This is a genomic window from Natrinema altunense, from assembly GCF_000731985.1.
Lineage (GTDB): Archaea > Halobacteriota > Halobacteria > Halobacteriales > Natrialbaceae > Natrinema > Natrinema altunense.
In genome coordinates this window covers 146,551-169,777 of sequence record NZ_JNCS01000002.1, presented here as the reverse complement: position 1 = coordinate 169,777, position 23,227 = coordinate 146,551, and the positions used below count along the sequence as shown (strand labels likewise).

19 protein-coding genes and 2 pseudogenes are annotated in these 23,227 nt (G+C 66.7%); 10 read left to right on the top strand and 11 right to left on the bottom strand.

The genetic code is table 11. From position 1 onward, the window contains the following. Positions 1-94 precede the first annotated feature (94 nt). Positions 95-616: a hypothetical protein gene (locus ALTAJ2_RS05070; RefSeq protein WP_007108159.1), complete on the top strand. Its 522-nt coding sequence runs from the start codon at positions 95-97 to the stop codon at positions 614-616. A gap of 15 nt (positions 617-631) precedes the next feature. Here ALTAJ2_RS05070 and ALTAJ2_RS05065 read toward each other — a convergent pair whose 3' ends face one another. The 5 genes from ALTAJ2_RS05065 to ALTAJ2_RS05045 all read right to left on the bottom strand — a co-directional run bounded on the left by ALTAJ2_RS05065 (position 632) and on the right by ALTAJ2_RS05045 (position 4,714). Next, positions 632-958 (bottom strand): hypothetical protein, encoded by a 327-nt coding sequence (locus tag ALTAJ2_RS05065; RefSeq protein ID WP_007108158.1) that lies wholly within the window; start codon positions 956-958, stop codon positions 632-634. Between the two features lie 86 nt (positions 959-1,044). Beyond that, a complete protein-coding gene (locus ALTAJ2_RS05060; RefSeq protein WP_007108157.1) occupies positions 1,045-1,341 on the bottom strand; it encodes a hypothetical protein in 297 nt (98 codons plus the stop codon). A 143-nt stretch (positions 1,342-1,484) separates the two neighbouring features. Next, the gene (gene truD / locus ALTAJ2_RS05055) at positions 1,485-2,846 is read right to left on the bottom strand and encodes a tRNA pseudouridine(13) synthase TruD (protein ID WP_007108156.1); all 1,362 of its coding nucleotides are present in this window, start codon (positions 2,844-2,846) and stop codon (positions 1,485-1,487) included. A gap of 99 nt (positions 2,847-2,945) precedes the next feature. Further along, complete coding sequence (locus ALTAJ2_RS05050; RefSeq protein WP_007108155.1) at positions 2,946-3,719, bottom strand: ABC transporter permease; 774 nt, start codon at positions 3,717-3,719, stop codon at positions 2,946-2,948. Next, complete coding sequence (locus ALTAJ2_RS05045; RefSeq protein ID WP_007108154.1) at positions 3,716-4,714, bottom strand: ABC transporter ATP-binding protein; 999 nt, start codon at positions 4,712-4,714, stop codon at positions 3,716-3,718. The genes ALTAJ2_RS05050 and ALTAJ2_RS05045 overlap by 4 nt, the downstream gene beginning before the upstream one ends. A gap of 431 nt (positions 4,715-5,145) precedes the next feature. Between ALTAJ2_RS05045 and ALTAJ2_RS05040 the strand changes: the two genes are divergently transcribed. Further along, positions 5,146-6,102: a TIGR03557 family F420-dependent LLM class oxidoreductase gene (locus ALTAJ2_RS05040; protein WP_007108153.1), complete on the top strand. Its 957-nt coding sequence runs from the start codon at positions 5,146-5,148 to the stop codon at positions 6,100-6,102. Positions 6,103-6,135: 33 nt separating this feature from the next. Here the strand turns inward: ALTAJ2_RS05040 and ALTAJ2_RS05035 are convergent, their stop codons facing one another. Further along, positions 6,136-7,251, bottom strand: coding sequence for an NADH dehydrogenase (locus ALTAJ2_RS05035; RefSeq protein WP_049899828.1), 1,116 nt, complete (start codon positions 7,249-7,251; stop codon positions 6,136-6,138). Between the two features lie 207 nt (positions 7,252-7,458). Here ALTAJ2_RS05035 and ALTAJ2_RS05030 point away from each other — a divergent pair, with 207 nt between their 5' ends. Further along, the gene (locus ALTAJ2_RS05030) at positions 7,459-8,070 is read left to right on the top strand and encodes a helix-turn-helix domain-containing protein (protein ID WP_007108151.1); all 612 of its coding nucleotides are present in this window, start codon (positions 7,459-7,461) and stop codon (positions 8,068-8,070) included. 72 nt (positions 8,071-8,142) lie between these two features. Further along, positions 8,143-8,388 (top strand): annotated as a pseudogene (locus ALTAJ2_RS18500) (GrpB family protein); the annotation flags it as partial. 63 nt (positions 8,389-8,451) lie between these two features. Here the strand turns inward: ALTAJ2_RS18500 and ALTAJ2_RS05025 are convergent. Beyond that, a pseudogene (locus ALTAJ2_RS05025) lies at positions 8,452-10,079 on the bottom strand (potassium channel family protein). Between the two features lie 341 nt (positions 10,080-10,420). Between ALTAJ2_RS05025 and ALTAJ2_RS05020 the strand changes: the two are divergent. Next, a complete protein-coding gene (locus ALTAJ2_RS05020) occupies positions 10,421-11,437 on the top strand; it encodes an aldo/keto reductase (RefSeq protein ID WP_049899877.1) in 1,017 nt (338 codons plus the stop codon). 567 nt (positions 11,438-12,004) lie between these two features. On the opposite strand, the gene ALTAJ2_RS05015 is transcribed toward ALTAJ2_RS05020, so the two are convergent. Beyond that, a complete protein-coding gene (locus ALTAJ2_RS05015; protein ID WP_007108149.1) occupies positions 12,005-13,201 on the bottom strand; it encodes a M24 family metallopeptidase in 1,197 nt (398 codons plus the stop codon). A 103-nt stretch (positions 13,202-13,304) separates the two neighbouring features. Here ALTAJ2_RS05015 and ALTAJ2_RS05010 point away from each other — a divergent pair, with 103 nt between their 5' ends. Both ALTAJ2_RS05010 and aroA read left to right on the top strand, forming a co-directional pair. Next, complete coding sequence (locus tag ALTAJ2_RS05010; RefSeq protein ID WP_007108148.1) at positions 13,305-14,450, top strand: LolA family protein; 1,146 nt, start codon at positions 13,305-13,307, stop codon at positions 14,448-14,450. Positions 14,451-14,570: 120 nt separating this feature from the next. Next, positions 14,571-15,875, top strand: a complete 1,305-nt coding sequence (gene aroA / locus ALTAJ2_RS05005; RefSeq protein ID WP_007108147.1) for a 3-phosphoshikimate 1-carboxyvinyltransferase — start codon at positions 14,571-14,573, stop codon at positions 15,873-15,875. On the opposite strand, the gene ALTAJ2_RS05000 is transcribed toward aroA, so the two are convergent. Continuing rightward, entirely contained in the window at positions 15,849-16,184 is a 336-nt protein-coding gene (locus ALTAJ2_RS05000; RefSeq protein ID WP_007108146.1) for a hypothetical protein, read from the bottom strand. The two genes, aroA and ALTAJ2_RS05000, sit on opposite strands and share 27 nt — an antisense overlap. Positions 16,185-16,216: 32 nt before the next feature. Between ALTAJ2_RS05000 and ALTAJ2_RS04995 the strand changes: the two genes are divergently transcribed. Then, positions 16,217-17,359: a thiolase family protein gene (locus tag ALTAJ2_RS04995; protein WP_007108145.1), complete on the top strand. Its 1,143-nt coding sequence runs from the start codon at positions 16,217-16,219 to the stop codon at positions 17,357-17,359. A gap of 607 nt (positions 17,360-17,966) precedes the next feature. Here ALTAJ2_RS04995 and ALTAJ2_RS04990 read toward each other — a convergent pair. Both ALTAJ2_RS04990 and ALTAJ2_RS04985 read right to left on the bottom strand, forming a co-directional pair. After that, positions 17,967-18,542 (bottom strand): DoxX family membrane protein, encoded by a 576-nt coding sequence (locus ALTAJ2_RS04990; protein ID WP_007108144.1) that lies wholly within the window; start codon positions 18,540-18,542, stop codon positions 17,967-17,969. Between the two features lie 152 nt (positions 18,543-18,694). Beyond that, on the bottom strand, positions 18,695-19,867 hold the full coding sequence (locus ALTAJ2_RS04985) for an MFS transporter (RefSeq protein WP_007108143.1): 1,173 nt from the start codon (positions 19,865-19,867) through the stop codon (positions 18,695-18,697). A 279-nt stretch (positions 19,868-20,146) separates the two neighbouring features. Here ALTAJ2_RS04985 and ALTAJ2_RS04980 point away from each other — a divergent pair, with 279 nt between their 5' ends. Both ALTAJ2_RS04980 and aroC read left to right on the top strand, forming a co-directional pair. Beyond that, positions 20,147-21,466: an alkaline phosphatase family protein gene (locus ALTAJ2_RS04980; RefSeq protein ID WP_007108142.1), complete on the top strand. Its 1,320-nt coding sequence runs from the start codon at positions 20,147-20,149 to the stop codon at positions 21,464-21,466. A gap of 73 nt (positions 21,467-21,539) precedes the next feature. Continuing rightward, positions 21,540-22,691, top strand: a complete 1,152-nt coding sequence (gene aroC, locus ALTAJ2_RS04975; protein WP_007108141.1) for a chorismate synthase — start codon at positions 21,540-21,542, stop codon at positions 22,689-22,691. The last annotated feature ends 536 nt before the right edge of the window (positions 22,692-23,227 follow it).

Below are 23,227 nucleotides of genomic sequence, written 5' to 3'. Positions count from 1 at the left end.
GGGATAGGTCGCGAGCGGGCAAAAGGCTGTCAGCGAAGCCGGGCGACGGCACGTCGACACCGCCGTTTATGTACCGGCCGGGCCTTCAGAAATCATGATTGGACTCGACGGACCGACCCTCGCAGTCGCAGTGATCATGCAGGTCGATCCCGGGACCGAGATCGAGATCGGGACGACCGACGGCCTCCTCGGGGGTGCGCTCGGGGCCGCCCTGACGACGCTCGTCGTCGGCGCGATCCTAATCGCGATCGCGCCCGACTACACGGACCGGATGATGGACGACGCCCTCGCGGATCCGTTCGGCGTGTTCCTCTACGGCATCGCGTCGTTGCTCGGAATCGGCCTGCTGACACTGCTCCTCGTCGTCACGATCGTCGGGATCGTCGTGGCGATTCCGCTGTTCCTGCTGGCGTATCTCGTCTGGGCGATCGGCGGCGCGATCGCGTATCTCGCCATCGCCGATCGGCTAGTCGGGCGCGACGACGAGTGGCTCACGCGCCTGCTCGTCGCCGCGGCGATCAGCGGCGCGCTCGCGGTCACCGGCGTCGGGGGCATCCTCGCGATCTGTATCGGTGCCGCCGGCTTCGGCGCGGTACTGCGGAACGCGCTCGAGTAAGGCGTCGTGTCCCGATCAGTGCAGGCGCGTCCACGCCCGCTCGAGGAGCGGGCTTTGCGAGACGCCGATCGATCGATACAGCCAGCCCTGCACGAGGATCGAAACGAGGAGCCCGAGGGACAGAATCGTCGGAAACCACACCGTCGGGAGGCCGTGCAGTTGTACCCACGACGCGCTGGCAATGCCGGCGACGACGAACGCGACCGAACTGCCGAGATGCACGCTCGCGGCCGGTTGTGCGCGCGATCGCTGTTCGCCGGTGAGGACGCGCTGATCGGCCAGTCCCAGGAGGCCCTGAACGACGTACAGCGCCGAGGTAAACAGCGAGAACGGTTCGAACATACGAACGACGTCTCGTGATAGACTGATAACTTCTTTGCCGATCGATACTACCTGCGGTTCGAACGCGGCCGAAACGGGCGGCCTCGTCACCAGGGCAGGTAGCGCCGCAGCCGATCGACCACCGACCGCTCGCGGCGGACCCGCAGCGTCGTTCCGTCGGCGTCGAAGGCGGCCTCGGTCGCGGGAATGCGCGTGCCGTCGGGCATCTCGAAGTACTGCTCGCCGGCGGGGACCGTGCCGCCGCTGCCCGCGCCGAACAGCGTCTTCGAGCGGCCCGTCGGCTCCGGGACGGGTTCGCTGTACTCGATGACGTACACCGACTGCCCGTCGTCGGTCGTCTTCCGCCAGTCGACGATTTCGCGGCTCTCGCTCGTGCCGATCACGTGCGGGGCTCACCTCGATTCGATTCCTGCTCGGATACGAGGACCATTCCCTCGAGTCTACTCGTGACACGGTGCTAAAGGCTTCGCCGCAGCGTCGGACGGCGACGGCCGCCGCGAGCGGTCGGTTTCCCTCAAGTGTCGTCTCAGCCGAGGTCGATCGGATCGACCTTCAGGAACTCCCGGGAGACGACGGTCGCGTACGACCCCTTCGGAAGCGCGAACGCGAGGCGCAGCGGGTCGCGGTCGAGGCTCAGGTCGGTCCGGAGGAGGATCGCCCGCCGGGTGCCGGTCGAGCCGAACTCCCCGGGCAGGTCGAAGTCCGCCGGCTCGAGGCCGAGCTCCTCGAGGACGGCACGCTCGATCTCGCCCTGCTCGCCGTCGGCGAGTTCGGTCTCGGTGCCGACCAGCGGCGCGGTGACGAACGCCCGGCCGCGCTCGCAGTGGCGGGTCACCGAGTCGACCCGGCGCGCGTCGACCCGCTGGAGCCGGTCGGTGTCGGGGAGCGCGAGCCCGTCGGGGGCGTCGGTGTCCGAAAAACAGACCACGTCCCCCTCGACTGGCCGGTCGAAGGGCAGGCCGCGCTCGAGGCGCTCGGAGAGCATCAGGTTGAACGCGTACGATTGGGCGGCGTGGACGAACAGCCGCTGGAGGTTCGATGGGACCCGCTCGAGGGCCTCCCTGTACTGGTCGGGTCCCGGCTCACCGTCGTGCTCGGCGAGCGCGTGGAGCATCGAGCGCTCGTAGCGCAGGCGGTGTGGCATCCGCTCGAGGGCCGCCTGCCAGTCTCTCGTCTCCTCCACGAACGCCCTGGCTTCCTGCGTCCCCTTCGGCTCCGCGTCGGTCGGCTCCCCGAGGTAAGCCATCACCGCCCCCTCCCAGTCGTCGCGGGCGATCGCGAGCCCTACCTTGTGCGTGACCGGCCGCCGACTGCCAAAGCGCTGTTGACCGAAGAAGTTGGGGACGCCGATCGAGGTCACGTCTTCGCTCGAGTCCGATCGTCCGGTCTCGAGCCCGCCGAACTCGCACAGGGCGTCGGTGATCGCCGCGGCGTTGTCCGGCCGCTCGGGTTCGGTGACGACGAGTTCGAACTCGTTGCCCGCCAGATCGCCGAACTCGAGGTTTCGGCCGGCCCGTCCCAGGACCTCGATCTCGACGCCGTCGATTTCGGGCAGTTCGTCGGGATCGGCACCGTAGACCGAGAACAGCTGCGTCGTCACGGCGTACTTGTCCTTCGTGCCGGCCCAGTTCACCCGTTCGCGGGAGATCCCGAGCGCGTCCGAGACCCGCGCGGCGAAATCGTTGGTGTCCCACCCCCGCAGCGTCGCTCGAAAGACGAGGTGCGGGTAGGCGTCCGTCGGCGCGTCGACGGGTTCGGTGTCGAAGCGCTCGAGTTCGCGCACCCGGAAATCGGCGTCGTCCTCGCGGAGACGGCCGCCGACGCCGTCCGCGTCGCTGACGTAGTACTCCATGCCGACAGCCTGCTCCGTGGGGTGTCCCGAGCGCATACTGATTACCGCCGATTCGAGTGCCGCGCGTAAATCGGTTCGTTCTCGCGGCGAGCAGCGCGGCGACGAGCCCCCACTGCGATCGATCCGTCCGCGAGGTCAGTCCGTCTGCGGGATCGATCGCGCGCCCAGCGCGAACGCGAGGACGGCCAGGACGGCCAGGATGGCGAGGTTCGCGAGCGCGGGATCGACGCCGGCGACGGCTGCCGTGTCCGCACCCGCGTAGGTTACCGTTCGCACGCCCCGTGCGAAGTACGTCAGCGGCGAGAGGTTCACCAGCGGGCCGAACCAGCCGGGGAGGAGCTCGGGCGAGACGAACGTCTCCGAGAGGAACAGGAGGGGAAGCCCGATCCCGTTGCTAGCGGCGACCGCGCCGTCCTGTGAATCGGTGTAGCTGCCGAGCATTGCGCCGACGCCGCAGAAGCAGACGACGCCGACGAGAACGTAAGGCACTAACAGCGGCGAGAAGACGATCTCAGCGCCGGTCAGCAGGATCACCAGCCCGAGGATGAGCAAGCTCGCCAGGCCGATGATCGCGGCGTTGACGACCGTCTGGGCGAGTAACCACTCGCCGCGGGTCAGCGGCGTCGTCGCGAGCTTCTCGAACCGGCTCCCCTCACGGTGGCGCGCGACCTCGCTGCCCATCCGCGACAGCGGGGTAAAGAGCACGACGACGGCGAGATAGCCCGGCACGTAGTAGGCCGCCGGCTCCGTGAACAGCCCGCCGCCGGTGGGGTCCGTCCGCACGAGTGCCCCGAAGATGACGATCAGGATCACGGGGAAGAAGAACGTGAAGAAGACCGCCGTCCGCCGGCGGACGAACGACCGCCAGCCGGCGCTGGTCTCCGCGCCCACCCGTCCCAGCCGACTCATGCTGTCTCACCTGCCTGCGCGAGGTCGGACTCGTCGGCCACGCCATCCCCGGTCCCGCCGCCCTCGAGCCGATCCGTCCGCGCCCGCTCGGTCGTGTCGGCCAATTCGAGATAGACGTCCTCGAGATCGGGTTCGGCCCACGAAAGCTGCGTGTACTCGATCGCGTGGGTCTCGAGATAGTCGACGACCGTCCCGATCGCGGCGGGATCGATATCGCGGACGACGACCGCGCTGTCGGGGTTTCGGGTCCGACCGCGCCCGGGGCGTTCGACCGGATACTCGAGGGTGTCGAACGCGTCCGGATCGGCCGCCGTCTCGACCGTGAGCCGACTCGAGCCGCCGTGGTCGCGGACCAGCCGATCGGGCGGCCCCTGTGCGATGAGCGAGCCGTCGGCGAGCAGGCCGACGCGGTCGGCCAGGCGTTCGGCCTCGGCCATGTCGTGGGTGGTCAGGACGACCGTCGTCCCGGCGTCGGCGAGGTCCTCGATCAGTCGCCAGACGGTGCGGCGGCCGGCGGGGTCGATGCCGGTCGTCGGCTCGTCCAGAAAGAGCAGATCGGGGTCGTTGACCAGTGCGGACCCGACGCAGACCCGGCGCTGCTGACCGCCGGAGAGGTTCTCGTACCAGGTGTCGCCGGTATCGACGAGGCCGACGTCGGCGAGCACGTCGTCGGGATCGCGCGGGTCGTCGTAGAGGCCGGCGTAGTACGCGAGCAGTTCCCGTGCGCTGAGTCTGTCGGGCGGCGAAAACGACTGTGGCAACACGCCGAGGCGGTCGCGGTCGACCGTCGACGGTGACGCGCCGAGAACCCGTGCCGTCCCGCCGTCCGGCTCGACCGTTCCCGTCAGCGTGCGGACGAGCGTCGTCTTGCCGGCACCGTTCGGCCCGATCAGGGCGAAGACCTCTCCGCCGCCGACCGACAGCGAGGCCCCGGACAGGGCGACCGTCTCGCCGTAGGCCTTCTCGAGGTCCGTCGCGTCGACTACGGCTTCCATATGGGTCGGTTCCGGCGCGGCGTGGGTAAGGGGTTCGGTTCGGGGCTCGAGCGGAGTTGCCGTCAGTGATGTCGCTGGACACGGGCTGAACGGTTGACGAGAGGGGGACGTTCTGCTATCGTGGCAACACGGAGTTACCACTCCCTCCCCAACCGATTTCTCCTCACGGGTGCATCGCACCCGTTCGGATGGTTCGCGGGACCTGCGGTCCCGCGCTAACGCTCGGTCACTTCGTTCCCTCGCTCATCCCTCGCACGGTTTGGAACTGCACCTCACTTCCGTTCGGCACAGTTCAGCGCGCGCCACCGCAGATTGGAACCTCGATCGCAGTAATCGGGGCTGAGAGGCACGCCGTCGGGGCTCGGTCGCACTCGCGCTCTTGCCCTCGCAGGTGCAACCGTTACCCGCCGGTTCGTGGTAGCGGCCCGGGAATGACGGAGCTCGGATACACGCTCTCGAGCGAGGAGTTCGGGCCGACGGAACTGGTCGAGATCGCCCGTCGCGCGGAGGCGGCCGGTTTCGACTTCTGCTCGATCTCGGATCACTTCCACCCCTGGGTCTCGGCGCAGGGCGAGTCGCCGTTCGTCTGGTCGACGCTGGGGGCGATCGCGGAAGCGACCGACGAGATCGCGGTCGGCGTCGGCGTCACCTGCCCGACGATCCGGATCCATCCGGTCAACGTCGCCCACGCGGTCGCCACCGTCGACGAGATGCTCGGCGATCGCTTTACGTTCGGCGTCGGCACCGGCGAGAACTTGAACGAACACGTCACGGGCGAGCGCTGGCCCGAACACGACGTCCGCCTCGAGATGTTGGACGAGGCGATGGACGTCATGCGCTCGCTGTGGACCGGCCAGACGACGAGCCACCACGGCGAACACTACACGGTCGAGAACGCGCGCCTCTACACCGTCCCCGACGAGCAGCCGACGACGATCGGGAGTGCGTTCGGCCCGCAGACGGCCCGATGGGTCGCCGAGAACGCGGACGGGCTCTGGTGTTCCGGACCGAAACCCGAACCGGTCGAGGCCTACGAGGACGCCGGCGACGACGGGCCGAAATACACCCAACTCCACGGCTGTTACGCCGACAGCGAGGCGGACGCGATCGAAACGGTCCTCGAGCAGTGGCCCAACGGCTCGATTCCGGGCGAACTCGGGCAGGAACTCCCGACGCCGGCACACTTCGAACAGGCGGCGGGGATGGTCGAAAAGGAGGACATCGCCGAGGCCGGAACGACCACCGAACCGGACCCGCAGGCCCACATCGACAGCATCGAGCGGGCGATCGACGTCGGCTACGACCACGTCTATTTCCACCAGATCGGACCCGAACAGGAGCGGGCGCTCGAGTTCTACGAGGACGAGGTGTTGCCGTCGTTCCGCTGACGCGAGGCCGCGAGCGCCGACCGGAACGGTATCTCACCGGGATTCTATCTCGAGACTCGTCTCGGACACCGCCGTCACCGTGCCGGCGATAGACGCGTGCTGGGGCGTACTGATCCCGTCGGAACTCGGCTTCGCGATCCGGTCGCCGGCGTCGACGCGGTCGCCGACCGCGACGATCGGCTCGGCGGGTTCGACGATATCGGGTTCCGGGTTCGTCACGAGCGGAAGCCGGACGGCGGCCGGTTCGACCGTAGCGGTCGGTTCGGTTTCCGCCTCCCGGGCGTTCCACTGGTACTCCTCGAGCACGTCGATTCGTCCCTCGCCGAACGTATTTTCCGCGACGGTTCCCTCGTCGAGCACGAGCAGGCAGTTCGTGTGCTTACGGACGCCGTACTCGTCGGGAGCCGAATCGATCGGGAAACACCAACCTGGCCCACCGTCGGCGATCACGGCGTCCGAGGGGAGCGCGTCGGGCGGACAGTCGGCTGCGCGCAGCAGTTCGCTCACGGGCGTGCCGACGGGAACCTCGAGGAACCGAGCGCGCGGTACCTCGCCGCCGACGTGGACGTACTTGTGGGTCACTGGCGCGCCGTCGGAGAGTGCGCGGGAGATATTGTACAGGGTCTCGGTGTTCTGGACGAGCCAGCCGTGATCGGTGGGGAGGTCGGTCCCGATGACCGTGCCGTCGACGGTTTTGAGGAGAACGCTCTCCATTCCGTACTGGTACCGATTCTCCGTGTAGGCGAAGACGACGCCGGACTCCTCGTCCCTGTCGAGTGGCAGTTCGTCCGGCGGAATCACCCGACCGCCGGTTTCGGCCTCGAGAACCCGAACGTATTCGTCGCGGTCTTTCCACTTCGCGCTGACGACGATCAGGTCGAACGCCTGCTCGAGCAGCGCGTCGAATACGGCGGCGAACGTCTTCGCGCGCGCGTTTCCGAGCCATTTGTCGATGTAGTAGTTCGGCTCGCTCTCCTGGTGATTCACTAGGAGGGAATCGACGGACTCGAGATCCGTCCACTTCGCGTAGGAGGGGAATCCGGCACCGCCAGCGCCCGCGACGCCGGCCGCCCGGATCAGATCGCTCCCCTGCGTTCGAACGTCCGGCCACTCCGAGGATCGGGTCACCCGTAAGCGTGGAGTCGTCATACCGAGTGGATACTCGCCCGGCGCGGTCGTCCGACTTGATCCGCATATCTGCGGAGTCTTTATAAGTCGCATCGTGCAGACGTTCGATCCGCCGCTCGACGACCCGCCGAGACGGTAGCTTTGTAGGTGACAGTGGGCGTACATCGGGCCAGTGAAATGCGCTATCTCGAACTGAGCCTTCAGCGACCCCCGGCTGAACGGCATCCGATGCACCAGTTCGTCGTCGAACACGAGGCGTACACCGCGTCGAGATTGCTCTATGGACACCGGTACGATGACGAGCACGTGATGTTGTTCCACGTCGACGGTCCACGAGCACCCTACGAGCGCGCCCTCGAAGACGCGCCCATGATACTCGAGTACGAACTCGCACCCTGTCGCGACGATTCCCTGTACCTGTACGTACGGGAGACGCTGACGGGAGCCGATCGAACGTTCGCGGACGCGGTCGAACAGCCGGGACTGATCGTCGTCCCGCCGCTAGAGCACCGCGCCGACGGCACGATCCGGCTGACGGTGGTCGGCCCCGGCGAAGCGATCCAGACGGTGGTCGACGACGTGTCCGACGCGATGCACGTCGACATCCTGTCGATCGGCGAGTATCGCGCCGGACGGATCGACGCGCGGGCGGACCTGACCCAGCGCCAGTTCGAGGCCGTCTCCGCGGCCGTCGACTGCGGCTACTACCGCGCGACGCGGGCCGCCTCGATCGAGGACATCGCCGAGCGGCTGGACTGCTCGAGCGGGACGGCGGGGGAATTGCTCCGGCGGGCCGAACGAACCGTCATGGAGGAACTCGTCCGCGGTGGACCGTTCTGAGGGGGCCCTCCCGTTGCGGGACCAGTATCGAGTCGGGTACGGAGTCGGTGTGCGCGAGGACGGCAGCGGTGCAACGATCACGTCTTCGCGGCGTCGATCGGTAGCTGGAAGATCAGCGGTAGTACGCGCGACATCCTTCGTACGTGCCCCACGCTCCGTGCGGAGTACGAGAGGCTAAAACACGCCCTGTCAGCCGACCACGATAGCCTCGTCACCGATTTCGAAGGGAAGACCGCGCTCATCGAGCGCAGCCTCGATGTCGCGTGTACGGACGATAATCCGACATTTGTGTTCGAGATCCCGACGGTCGAGTCGTAGCTGGATCGAAACGGCGACGGATTGCTCGCAACGGACCGTCCCGTTTCCCCACCGTTCGGAGGATCAGCACGCAAATGAGACGAACCGGTTGATCGCCTCGTCGCTCCCGGCGACGATCAGCATGTCGTCGGTCTGGACGACGAACTCCGGACCGAGGTCGGTCAGGAGGTCCCCGTTGCGTTCGACGGCGACGACGGTACACCCGGTTCGCGCTCGCAGATCCACGTCGCCGAGGCTTCGCCCGGCGATCCCCGGCGCGGTCGTTCGGATGAGTTCGAACTGGGTCTCCGGCGTGAGGATCTCCTCGTCCTCGATCAGGATGGAGCCGAGCATCCGGCCCGTCACCGTCGACAGCGACAGGACGTACTCGGCCCCCGCGCGGTAGAACTTCGGAATGTTCTCGGTCTCGTTCGCTCGCGCGATGATTTCGACCTCCGGGGCGACCTGCTTGAGGACCAGCGTCGCGTAGATCGTCGTCGCATCGTCATCGAGGGTGAGAATGACCGCCCTGGAGTCGTCGACAGCGGCGGCCTCGAGGACCGATTCGTCGGTGACGCTCCCGACGATGTCGACCCCCGGCTCGTCCGTGCGGTCGACGACACAGGTCGAGACGCCCCCGGTCGCCAGTGTCTCGACGGCCGTCCGGCCGACGACGCCGTAGCCGCCGACGACGACGCGGTCCGTGTTGTGCCGTAGCGCCGACACCGTCCGTGATTTCAGCTCCGTGAGATCGTCTCGACGCCCCGCAACGAGCAGGATCGTGTTGCCGTCGATCACGTTTTCCGACCCGGGAACGGGGACGAACTCCCCGCTAAACCAGGCCCCGATGACGGTGATCCCCATCCGGTCGCGGATGCCCGACTCGGGGATCGTCTGCCCGACGAGGTCGCTGTGCGCTTGAACGAGGAGTTCGGTCACCGCGAGGTCCTCGCTGAGTTCGATCGTGTCCCGAAGTTCGGCCGAGACCGTCGTCGTGGCCTTCTTGCGAGACTCCGTCCGAGGACGTGCCGCGGCCGGACGATCTCGTCGGCCCCGGCGTAGCGGTGGTAGCTCGCGACCTCGTCGTCCTCGACCACGCTGACGATGGTGAGGTCGCTCGAGAGTTCCCGCGCCGTCAGGATCACCACTGCGTTCGTCTCGTCGTCGATGTCGGTAACGAGCGCGTCGGCCTGCCCGGCGTTGGCGGCCCGCAGCGTCTCCTCCTGGTCCAGTTCGCCGTAGATGGCGTTGGTCCCCTCGTTGTTGAGGTCGACGACGAGTTCGGCGTCGTCGTCGACGAAGACGTAGGGGACGTTCGCCGCCTCGAGTTCCCCCGCGAGAACGTCCGACCGCGGGGTGTACGAGCAAATGACGACGTGGTCGGTGAGGTCGGTCGACTCCGGCGGCCGGTCCTCGAGCGCCTGCTGAAAGAGCGGGACGACGATCAGCGGGAGGGCGAGAAAGACCAACAGGACGCCCGTGAGGTTCATCATGACCACGATCAGGTTCATCGGCGTGCTCTGCCAGTCGTCCGCATCGCCGCCGAAGCCGGCCGTCGTCAGCGTCTCGATGACGGTCCGGATCGCCTGGGCGTACGTCCTCGGCTCGCCCTCGAACGTCGCCATTCCCAGCCGATAGAGCCACGCGTAGACGAGGACGAGAACGAGGACGGCGACCAGCGAGAGGGTGATCCGCCGCCACCAGTGGTTCATTGTCCGTACGAGACTATCGAGTGATTTGTAGCTTCGGAAAGCCCGGAGGCAGTCCCGTCGCAGTCCCCGTTCCGTCGTCGAACGCGTTATACGGAAACGGGGACGAAAACCAGCTCACTGGCAGACGACGCGTACGAGCGTCCCAGAGCGACAACGCGCGAGAACGGGCGGCTCAGTGACGGCGTTCGACGACTGACCGACGGCGTGTCGCTCGAGAGTGTGCGATGACCGCCGGGGAAATCAACGCGACGCTGCAGCGCGACGAGGTACCGATCAAAGACGTGGACGCGGTGATCGCCGCTTCCGAACTCGTTTTGCCCCTCGCCGCTGAACCGGCGTCCATGGAGTACACGACGCTCGGGAAGACGGGCACGAAAGTATCGAAGCTCTGTTTCGGAACGTGGCGCTTCGGCAAGGAAAGCGACGGCACCGTCGAAACGGACCACGAGGAAGCCTACGAGCTGCTCGACGCCTGTTGGGAGCACGGCATCAACTTCATCGATACGGCCAACGTCTACGGCAATCCGAACGGCAAGAGCGAGCGCTGGATCGGCGAGTGGCTCGCGGACCGCGACCATCACCGCGAGGACCTCGTTCTCGCCTCGAAAGTCTACTTCCCGTTCGACGGCCGCGGCGAGCCGGGACCGAACGACTCCGGCCTCGGCCGCAAGCACATCCGCGCCCAGATCGAGGGGACCCTCGAGCGACTGGGCACCGACTACCTCGATCTGTACTACATCCACCGCTGGGACGAGGACACGCCGATCGAGGAGACGATGCGGACGCTCACCGAACTCGTCCGCGAGGGGAAAGTCCACTATCTCGGGGCCTCGAGCATGGCCGCCTGGAAGCTCACGAAGGCGCTGTGGACCAGCGACGTCGAGGGCCTCGAGCGGTTCGACGTGACCCAGCCGATGTTCAACGCGGCCGATACGGACGACGTGAGCGACTATCTCGAGGTCTGTGCGGATCAGGACATCGCGGTCTGTCCGTACTCGCCGCTGGCCGGCGGCTTCCTCACCGGGAAATACGAGCGGGCCGACGACGGCACCGTGATCGCGCCCGACGGCGCTCGCGGGAGTTTGACCGATCTCTTCGAGGACCGCTACACCAGCGACACCGCGTGGGACGTCCTCGAGGCCGTCGAGGGCGTCGCCGAGGAGATCGACGCCACGCCGGCACAGGTGTCGCTGCGCTGGCTCATGGAGCAGGACAGCTTTACCTGCGTCCCGATCGTCGGCGCGCGGACGCCCGAGCAACTCGCGGAGAACGTCGGTGCGGTCGACCTCGAGCTGTCCGACGCGCAGTTCGAGCGGATCGACGCGGCCCGCGGGCCCGACGACGACGGCTATCGCTGAGTCAAACGGCAGTCGGAAGACGATTCCGTCGGTCGATACCTTGAGACGAAACCGCTCGAATCGCGTAGTACAGGGTATACCTGTATCGATTCAATATTTTGTTGGCTCCGCGATCATCACTACTACACCCCCGATAACGGAGAGTGGGAGCAGAAATAAGATCGCGAGACCGACCAAATAGGGCAATACTCAGACACTTCCAGAGGGGTCGGTCGTCTCAAGAGCGATCAGAACAACGTACCAGAGGGGCAGAGCCTCGATAAGGTCCGAGGTTTCCATGGGGGCACGTATTTAGATTACCACTGGTTGGAAATCTGCTTGGATAAGTCCGCATGTCTAGTTGACAGTGTGTACGGGTGACCAGTATCGTAAACGAAGTATCCTCTCTCGTGGCGAACGGAGCAGCCACGCCCTCCCCAACCGATTCGCTCGCTCATCCCTCGCACAAGATCATCGACTGTCCTCGCTTGCGCTCGGACAGCCGACAGTGCGCGCCGCCGCGATGTCGTCAACCAATCGAGACGATTTCACGGTCTCACAGTGACGACCGATCGAAATAGGGGCTCTCTACGGACGCGTTTCGGCCGTCGGCTCGAGCCCGATCCGGTAGTCGGTCAGGTTCTCGTAGCCGTCCTCGGTGACGACGACGAGGTCCTCGATGCGGACGCCGCCGACCGCGGGGTCGTAGATCCCCGGTTCGATCGAGATCACGTGGCCAGGCTCGAGGTCGCCGCCCGAGGGCGAGACGCTCGGCTCCTCGTGGATGTCCAGCCCGACGCCGTGGCCGGTGCTGTGGATGAACCCGGTCTCGGTGTTGGGATCGCTGCGCAGCGTCTCGTAGCCCGCGTCCTCGATCACGTCGCAGGCCGCGGCGTGAACGTCGGCCCCGGTCACGCCGGCCGCGACGGTCTCGAGGGCGGCCTCGTAGGCCTCGTGGGTGACCTCGTAGCGCCGTCGGGCCTCCTCGCCGGGGTCGCCGCGGGCGAACGTCCGCGTCATGTCCGCGAAGTAGCCCGTCTCCTTGTCCCGAGGGAAAATATCGATCACGATCAACTCGTCGGCCGCGAGCGGGCCGCTGCCCCGATCGTGGGGGTCCGCGCCGTCGGCCCCGCAGGCGACGATGGTCTCGTCTAACGCACAGCCGTGGCGGAGTAAGGTGATCTCGATCTCTTCGGTAACGCGGTCGCTTGTCAGGGGCTCGCCGTCGGAGACGAGGGTCCCGTCCTCGATGTCGGCGGTGGCGATCAGCGCCTCGGCCCGCGCCATCGCGGCCTCGTTGGCCCGCTGACTCGCCCGGATCTGCTCGACTTCCCACTCCGTTTTCGTCGCGCGGCTCCCCGTCACGATCCCCTCGGGTTCGACGGTCACCGCGAACCCCTGCTCGCGCAGGCCGTCCGCGGTCCCCGTGGGGAAGTTCCGGGGGACCGCGAGAGATTCGACGCCGTGGTCCTCGAGAAAGGCCGCGAGCGTCCGGATCGTCCCCTCGTACTGGCCGTGTTCGGCCACCAGTCGCTGGTAGTCGTAGGCGGCGCGGCGGCTGACCGAGTCCGCGTTGGCCTGGGCCGTCGCGCGCCCGTACTCGAGCCCTGAGACGAGCAGGTGGACGCCGTCGGCGGTGACGAGGGTCTGATAGGGGTCGGGCGCGGTAAAGCCCGAGACGTACCGCTGGTCGGCGTCCGAGGCATCGTCATCGATCAGGTAGCCGTCCAGGTCCTCGGCCGAGAGATACTCGCGCAGCGGGGCGAGATCGACGTCGACGTTCATACGCTGATATCTGACAGCGGGCCACATAATCCCGCGGATCCCGACCGCGTGCGGATCGGCTCGAACCCGCAAACTTATCACTAAACGTGGTAATCCCCCGCGTATGAACCGTCGCCGGATTCTGGCAACGGGGGCTGCGGTCGCATTCGCCGGCTGTGTGAGCTATCCGTCCGACAGCGACGAGCCACCCTCGAGTCGCGCCCTTCTCCGGGACGCGATCGGGACACGCCGCCACATGACCGATCTTGCAGCCCGGCGGGTCATGTCCGTCGAAACCGGGGACGAAACGGTCGAGCGAACGGAGCGGGTCGCGTTGCGGCCGCCGGCAAAGCAGCGACGCGAGGTCGTCGAGTCGACCGATCCGGACGTCCCGGCCGGCTCGGTCACGGTGACGAACCGGACGACGACGTGGGAGTACAACCCGGCGACCGAGCGGGTAGAGAAACAGTATCATCCGAACAAGACCGACACCGACCGCACGCGACTCGTCCTCGAGACCCTCCGCGACGACCACCGGCTCAGTTACCGGGGGACGGAGACCGTCGACGGTCGCGAGGCACACGTCGTCGAGACGCGGCCGCCGGCAGAGGACGCCGGGCCGGCGATCGGCCTCGTCGTCGGTGATACGGAGTTCGTCGTCGGGCTGCGGGCGCAGAGCGATCCGGAGGCACTCTCCGCGACTCGAACCGTCTGGATCGACGACGAGTACCGGTACCCGATCAAGGAGCGGAACACCACCAGGATCGACGGCGAGGTCTACCACCAATTGACCGTCGCCTACGAGGACCTCGCGCTCGATACGGGGCTCGAGCCGGGGACGTTTACGTACGAACCGCCGACGGACGCGACGGTCACCACGGAGGGGGTCGGCCCCGACGGGGTCTTCGAATCGCGGTCGGCTGCCGAGGAGGTCGCTCCGTACGACCTCCCGGAGCCGACCCTTCCGGACTCGTACGTGCTCGATCGGGTAACCGTCGTCGAGATGGCCGAGCGGTTCGGCACGACCACGACGCTGTGGTACAACGATCCGAACGTCGTCGCGCGCGAACTCTACGTTGCGGTCAAGGAGGTTCAACGAGTCGATACGGCCGTGTTGGAGACGATCGAGTTCGACGGCCACACCGCCTATCGCCGCGACGGGGGGAAACGGAGCATTTTCTGGCAGTGTGACGGACTTAACTACGAGGTCACGTGTCTGACCGACGACACACCCCTGCTCGAGATCGCCGCGTCGATCGGGTGTCGATAACCGGTTAGCGGTCGGCGGGAGCCGCGAACGGCGAACGAACCGGCCGAGGATGGACCGACCGTCCCGTCGGGGACTCGTGGGATCGGTATCGGTAAGGCGAGGCCACCCCACAGAGGGAGCATGAACGTCACGATCACGCCCTCGAACGTCGAGGGGACCGTCCGTGCACCACCCTCGAAGAGTTACACGCACCGGGCGATCCTCGCGGCGGGATACGCCGACGAGGCGACCGTCCGCGACGCGCTCTGGAGCGCGGATACGCGAGCGACCGCCCGCGCAGTCACCCTGTTCGGCGGCGACGTAACACGGACCGACGACGGCGTCCTCGAGATCGACGGCTTCGACGGCCGTCCCGACGTGCCGGCGGATGTCATTGACTGCGCGAACAGCGGCACGACGATGCGACTCGTCACGGCCGCGGCCGCGCTCGCGGATGGGACCACGGTACTGACCGGCGACGAATCGCTGCGCTCGCGCCCGCAGGGCCCGCTGCTCGAGGCGCTTGCCGATCTCGGGGCCGAGGCGGACAGTACCCGCGGGAACGGGCAGGCACCGCTGGTCGTCACCGGCCCGTTGTCGGGCGGCGACGTCTCGATTCCGGGCGACGTTTCCTCCCAATACATCACCGCCCTGCTGCTGGCCGGTGCGGTCACCGAGGACGGGATCGCGATCGACCTCGAGACCGAACTCAAGTCCGCGCCGTACGTCGATATTACGCTCGAGGTACTCGCCGACTTCGGCGTCGACGCTCGCCACACGGACGCCGGCTTCGAAGTCGACGGTGGGCAGTCGTACGCGCCCGTGGGCGGCGAGTATGCGGTTCCCGGGGATTTCTCGTCGATTTCTTACCCCCTCGCCGCGGGGGCGATCGCCGGCGACGAAGGCGCGACCGTCCGCATCGAGGGCGCACACCCCAGTGCGCAGGGCGACAGCGCCATCGTCGAGATCGTCGAGCGGATGGGTGCCGACGTCGACTGGGATCGCGATGCGGGGACGATCGACGTTTCGACGGCACCGCTTTCCGGGATCGACGTCGATGTCGAGGACACGCCCGATCTGCTCCCGACGATCGCGACGCTGGGCGCGGTCGCGGACGGCGACACCCACATCACGAACGCCGAGCACGTCCGATACAAGGAGACCGACCGCGTGAGCGCGATGGCCGCGGAGTTGGGGAAGTTGGGCGTCGAGACGACCGAGGAGCCGGATTCGCTGACGATCCACGGCACGGAGTCGACGCTCGAGGGGGCGACCGTTCGCGGCCGAGCGGACCACCGAATCATCATGGCGCTCGCGCTCGCGGGGCTGGTCGCCGACGGTGAAACCACCATCGAGGGTGCTGACCACGTCGCCGTCTCGTACCCCGGCTTCTTCAGTACGCTCGAGGAGTTGGGCGTCTCACTCGAGCGTGACGACGGGCACTAGCGACGGTGTGCTGACGGGATCGAACGGAAGGGAAACGTTCGTCCGTGCGGTCGCCGGTGACGGATCAGTCGGGGGTTCGAAAGCGATCGGGACGATATGACGGTCGTAGGTCGGTCCGCGCCAGGAGACCGCGACGGACTCGCCGGGATCGGCGCTCGGAACCGCAACCGTGAGGGCGTCCCCAGCGGTGATCTCGTCGGAGAACTGTGCCTCGCCTTCGAACTGACTGACCGTCCTCGTGGCCGATCGCTCGAGACCGACGCCGACGGATGAGCGATTGGGCCGCCCGTCGCGTTCCGGAGGGCGCATCTATTTATGTCTACGAAAAATTGTGATGAACAATGTCAGGAAACACGCCGGTAATCGTTAGTGCTGTTAGAACTGCCCAGGGGAAAGAGGACGGTGCGCTCGCGGACGTCCGCAGCGAGGACCTCTCGATCCCGCTGGTCGACGAGATGCTCGCGGAGACGGGCATCGAGGGCGACGACATCGACGACCTGATGTGGGGGTGTGCCCAGCAGCGTTCGGAGCAGCGAACGAACATCGCGCGACAGATCGCGCTTTTCTCGGACCTGGGCGAGTCGGTCCCGGCGACGACGATCGACCGCCAGTGTGCCTCCTCCGCGCAGGCGATCATCAGCGCCGCGGATTCGATCGCCGCGGGACGACACGACGCGGTCATCGCGGGCGGCGTCGAGAGTATGAGCCGCGTCAAGATGGGCGGCGGCGACAGCGGCGACATGTATCCCAAACTCGAGGAGGAGTACGGCATGCGGAACCTCCAGATGGGCATGACCGCCGAGAAGGTCGCCGAGGAGTTCGACATCAGCCGCGCGGAACAGGACGAGTACGGTGCGCGCAGCCAGCAGCGCGCGGTCGAAGCGACCGAGGAAGGCACGTTCGACGACGAAATCGTTCCCATCGAGACCGACGACGGCGTTCACGACGAGGACGAGGGGCTCCGCCCCGGGACGACGCCGGAAACGCTCGCCGAGCTTCCGACAGTGTTCAAAGAGGACGGGACGGTCACGCCCGGTAACGCCTCTCAGATCGCCGACGGCGCGGCCGGCGTCATGCTTACGAGTCGGGACTTCGCGGACGAGAACGATCTCGAGGTCCTCGCCGAAGTCGGGACCAGCTACGTCGCCGGCGTCGACCCGACCATCATGGGCGTCGGCCCGGTCCCCGCGACCGAGGGCCTGCTCGAGCGCGCCGACCGCGAGATCGACGACTACGGACTCGTCGAGATCAACGAGGCCTTCGCCAGCCAGACGCTGTACTCCCAGCGCGAACTCGGCATTCCGGACGACAAACTCAACGTCAACGGCGGTGCGATCGCGATCGGGCATCCACTTGGCTGTTCCGGCGCGCGCCTGCCGGTGACGCTGGTCCACGAGATGAATCGCGAAGGCGTCGACCGCGGCATCGCGACGGAGTGCGTCGGCTTCGGTCAGGGCGCGGCGATCGAGTTCGAACTGCCCTGAAGCGCTCGAGGACGTCTTTGTCCGCGGATGACCGGGTGGTCGGTCGCAGGTAGCGTCTGAAAGTGGCCTGGTGACAAATTATTTATATACAGGGTATAATCGAATACGTATGCGATCACGTCGGCGCGTCCTCCAACTGGGAAGTCTCTCTGCTTTCGCTGGTTTATCCGGCTGTACGGCACTCCCGTTCGTCGGGACGATCGGATTTCGACTTCGCAATTATACGCAAGAATCCTATGATGCACGTGTTAAAATACAATTTCACGGACAAACGGCGTTCGAAGAAACGTATCCGTTGCCGACTGCAAGCGGAGACGACCCATACGTACGGATAAAAACCGATGCCGTCTCGAATGTCCCTACTGGTCTCTCGTATACTGTCTCCCTTTTCCTCGATGGGACGGAAGTGCGAACTGTTGGAGCGACTATGGATTGTACTGACCGTGACGGAGAGATCGATGAAGAACTAGACATCAATATCGGGTTTGGACGCGGTGATGCGGTAATGATAGCTGATACGCAGTGTTAGGGACGCACCCGTAGGTACCGAATCACTCGTTTTAGTTCCGTATCCGAAACTGGATAAGAAATTTGCTACGATCTGTTGCTATCCGAGCACGTACTCGAGTCGGGGGTAGCGCTCGAGCAACGTCTGGCTGCCGAGGTCGTAGCTCTCGATCCAGGCGTCGAGGCCCAGAATCCGGCCAGCGCCGAAGGCGGCGACGGCGAGGAACACGAGCATGTAGGCGAAGTCGCCGTTGATGACGCCGTGGGCGATGTCCCAGTTCCCGAAGTAGAATAGGAGCATCATGAGCGCGCCGAAAAACGCTGCGAGGCGGACGAGCGCGCCGACGAGCAGGCCGAGGCCGATCAGGAGTTCGCCCCACGGGACGGCGACGTTCGCGAACTCGACGAACCACGGCGTCGAGCCCATCCAGGCGAAGAGGTCGGCGAGGGGGTTGCCGTTGGTCGCGGCGACGTTGGTCAGGTAGCCGCCGGCACCGAACGGTTCGGCCGCGACGAGCTTGGTGAACCCGGAGTAGGCGAAGGCCCAGCCCATCATGAGCCGGAGCGAGAGGACGAACCAAGCCGAGAGGCTATGGGCGCGACCGCCGACCGTGTAGCCGCCGACGGTGCTTTCGAACGTGTTGCGAGCGTCTGTGGAGATGGGGGATGCAGTCATGGGAACGGAAGAATACTTCCTACTTCCTAGAAGGTCACTCGAGTATATATAAATAGATGAATACATGCTAGCATGGATTTTCGTAACGTATTCGAATTATACACGAGGTGCGAGAGAACCCCCGCCGACCGACGACCGGTCGTCGCTCGCGATCAATAGCCGAGCCCGAACGCCCAGTTCACGGCCAGCGAGAGGAACGTGATCGAGAACAGCCCGCCGAGGACGAGAAACGCCGCGCCCCAGCCGAAGAAGTCGGCCAGCAGGCCGACGCCGACCGAGCCGGCGGAGCCGACGACGGTGTAGCACGTCCGGACGAGCCCGAAGCCGGCACCGCGTTCGGTGTCGCCGAACTGGTCGAGAAACCGGGGATCGATCGCCGCGAAGAAACTCGAGCCGAGACCGGCCGCGAGGACCGCGACGCCGACGGTGACGCGGGTATCCCCGGCGACCAGTCCGAAGAGGCCGACGGCTCCCGCGAACAGCGACGCGCCGATCACGATGTCACGGCCGTACCGATCGGAGAGGTCGCCGACGGCGAACTGGCCGACGGTCCGGACGAGGAAGAAGCCCGAGAATGCGGTTCCAGCGAGCGTCGCCGAGTAGCCGTGGTGTTCGACGAGAAACGTCGGCAGGAACGTGAGCAACCCCTGGACGATGAAGGTACCGAGCATGGCGATCGCGAGGGTGAAGGCGACCGCCGGCCGCGAGATCAGGTCGAACAGGACGGCGAGTTCGAACCGCTCCCGCATCGGCTGATCCGGCCGCCGTGGTTCGGTCGGCCGGACCCGCCAGGCAAACAGCGCGAAGACCGGAACCCCGACGACGAGGGTGAGCGCGAGCGCCGGCCGCCAGCCGAACCGGACGCCGACCCACGCCGCCGCGACGGGCGCGACGAGTCCGGCCAGCGGGCCGCCGATGGAGTGAATCCCGACCGCGCGGCCGAGTTCGTCGTAGGTCCGCGAGAGCAGCGTCGTCGCGACGGCGTAGTGCAGCCCCGCGACCGAGGCGAGGAGAACGGCGAAGACGACGAAGGCGGCGAAGACCGGCGAGAACGCGAGCAGGACGCTCGCAATCACGGTCCCGCCGACGGCGACGAGGATCACTGGCTTCTCCCCGTAGCGATCGCTGAGGACGCCGCTGGGAAACTGCGAGAGGCCGTAGGCGAGCCACATCCCCGTCAGCGCAACCCCGATCGCCGTGTTCGAGACGGCGAAGTCCGCGACGATGAACGGGACGATCGGACTGATCGCCATCCGGGCGAAGTACGTGACGAAGAACGCGAGCAGACAGAGGACGAGAACCGTCGTCCGGTACTGCCAGCGCATGTACTCTACCGCCGGCTTTCGCGCTGAGCTGTATAAGCGTGGTGACATCGGAACAGCGAGGTATATTCGATTGCAGTCTAGTACTACTATCGTAGCCCTTCGTTTACGTGTCCGAACGATTTCATACTCGAGGCCGGGCCGAAACGGAACGTTTTCGATGGCGGATGAGCGACGCGGGACCGTGATCGTCGCGACGCTCGTCTCGGTGTGGGCGACGGTCGCCGGCACGACCGGCCGCTGACCCCCGCTCCTTTTTCGCTCGCGTCCGTGGATCGACCCATGCGTACCGACCTCGAGGCACGGCTCCGAACGCGGCGCACCGAGGACGGCTACCTGTTCCCGGACTACGGCGGCTACTGTTTCGCGGGCGTTCCCGGGACGGCGCTGTCCGTCCTCGACGCGGACGGTCCGACGGTTCCCGGGCCGCTCCCCGCGGACGTCCTCGCGGGCGTCGACGGCGAGTACGACCGCGTCCTCGTCGCCCTGGTCGACGGCTTCGGCCTCACGTTCTGGCAGCGCCACGACCATCCGCTGCTCGAGCGACTCGAGGCAGCGGGGACCGTCTCGCCGCTGACGTCGATCTACCCCTCGGAGACCGCGGCGGCGCTGACGACGTTCCACACCGGCCGACTCCCGGTCTCTCACGGCGTGTTGGGCTGGGACGTCTACGACCCGGTCGACGACGCCTCCTACGAGGCCTTCACCGGCAGGGTGACGGCCGGCGACGAGTCGGTCGATCCCGACCTGGCGGACATCTTCGCCGGCGACCCGCTCTATCCCGCCCTCGCCGCGGCGGGGATCGACTGTCGCCACGTCGTTCCGTTCCCGGAGACCTACGAGGGCGCGGCCGTCCACACCTACGGCGGAAGCGACGATGACGGGAGCGGCGACGGCGGGGACGCCGAGGGAACCGACGCGACGCCCCCGTCGTACCCGCTCGAGGGGTTCGAGTCCGCGCTCGCCGGGGCGTTCACCGCCGCTGACGAGCCCGCCTTCCTGTACGCCTACCTGCCGCAGATCGATACGGCCGCCCACGCCGCCGGCACCGAGAGCGACGAGTACCGGGCGACCGTCGAGGAGACCCTCGGGACGCTCGAGCGGGCGCTCTCGAGGATCGCCGCGAACACAGCGGACGCCGCCGGCGAGACGCTCGTGATCGTGACGGCCGATCACGGCCACGTCGACACCGACGCCGCCCGGAGCGTCGACCTCGAGTCGTTCGAGACCGTACTGGACTCCCTCGAGCGCCACGCCACCGGAGAGCCGGTCCGGTACGCCGGCAGCCCGCGCAACGTCCACCTCCACCTGCAGGGCGGCACGGCGGTCCGCGAAACGGTCCGGTCGGAACTCGCCGACGCCCTCGAGGCCCGCGTCTTCACCGCCGACGAGGTCCGCGAGTGGTCCCTCTTCGGCGACGGGGAAGAGAGCGCCGTCTTTCGGCGGCGGGTGGGCGATCTCGTCGTCTGCCACCGCGATCAGTCGGTCTGGTACGGCAGCGACTCGGCCAAGTTCGAACTGATCGGGATGCACGGCGGGCTCCATCCCGACGAACAGTTCGTTCCGTTCGCGGCCGTCGGCCTCGAGGCGTTCGCCGACTGACCGAGACGCGACGGTCGGTCGATGGTAGACGAACCCTGCAGGGCTAAGTGCCCCGGTCCCCGAGGACGTGGTAATGAACGGCAACCGCTTCGGTCGCCTCTTTCAGGTGACCACGTTCGGCGAGAGCCACGGGGAAGCGATGGGCTGTACCGTCTCGGGCTGTCCCGCCGGCCTCGAACTCTCCGAGGAGGACATCCAGGCGGACCTCGATCGGCGCAAGCCGGGCCAGTCGATGATCACGACGTCTCGGGGCGAGCCCGACGACGTCTCGATCAAGTCCGGGATTCAGGACGGCTACACCACGGGGACGCCGATCGGGCTGGTCATCCAGAACAAGGACGCCCGCTCGGGGAAGTACGAACCCTTCATCACCGCGCCCCGGCCGTCTCACGGTGACTTTACCTACTCGGCCAAGTTCGGGACGCGCAACTGGGGCGGCGGCGGCCGCTCGTCGGCCCGCGAAACGGTCAACTGGGTCGCGGCGGGTGCCATCGCGAAGAAACTGCTCGCACGGGAGGGGATCGAACTCAAGGCCCACGTCAATCAGATCGGCGAAATCGAAGCGCCCGACGTGAGCTTCGACCAGATTCTGGCCCACAGCGAGGAAAACGACGTCCGCTGTGCCCACCCCGAGACGGCCGAGCGGATGCAAGAGCGGATCGCGGAGTACCAGGAGGAAGGTGACTCCATCGGCGGCTCGATCTACTTCGAGGCCCAGGGCGTCCCGGTCGGCCTCGGCGCGCCCCGATTCGACTCCCTCTCGGCGCGACTCGGGCAGGCGATGATGGCAGTGCCGGCAACGACGGCCTTCGAGTTCGGCCTCGGGACCGAGGCCGCAGAGTGGACCGGCAAGGAGCGCAACGACGATTGGGAGTTCGACGACGATGGAAATCCAGTTCCCGTCGAGAACGACCACGGCGGGGTTCAGGGCGGGATCAGTTCCGGCGAACCGATCTACGGCGAGGTCACGCTGCACGCACCGACCTCGATTCCGAAATCTCAGCAGACCGCCGACTGGGAGACCGGCGAACTCAAAGAGGAGCAGGTCATCGGCCGCCACGACCCGGTCTTGCCGCCCCGCGGCGTTCCCGTGGTCGAGGCGATGCTCGCGCTCACGCTGGTCGACTTCATGCTCTTATCGGGCCGGATCAACCCCGACCGCGTCGACGATCAGCCTGGCGAGTACGATACCGACTACCATCCGAGCAACCCGCGCAACGAGTAACGCGTCTCGACCCGTTCCCGGCGGGGATCGTTCCAGCCGCTCGCCACTAGATATAAGTCTCTCTGGGTGATAGTTCCCGCCGGAAGCCGTCGTCTCCAGAACAGTCGCAGGGGACATGCGCTGAAATGTCCCGGGTGCAGGAACACCCGAGACGTGGCTTCCAACCCGGAAAGGTCGAAGCCATGACTGCGTATCCGCTCCCGAGACATAAACGTCTCGCCCGACAGTCCGTTCGCTCGAAACGGAGAGCGACGCGTCCGAGGTGCGTTCTCGAGTCGAACCCGACTGGGAGAGCGCTCCGTGTCGGGTCGCTCGAGGACGGCGGCGGGGCCGGCGAGGGATTCCCCCGAGGGTGCATCTCGCCGCGCTCGCTCGAGCGGCCGCGTCGTGGGGTCGACCGATCCGGACCGATGCGCTGGACCGCAAGCCACGGCCGAGGCCGATCGAGCGGCCGCCGGCATCGAGTCCGGCCGTGACCATATCGAAGGCTTCCACCCCTCCCCGCTGCCGTTTCGACTGTTGACGCGTTACGGCGC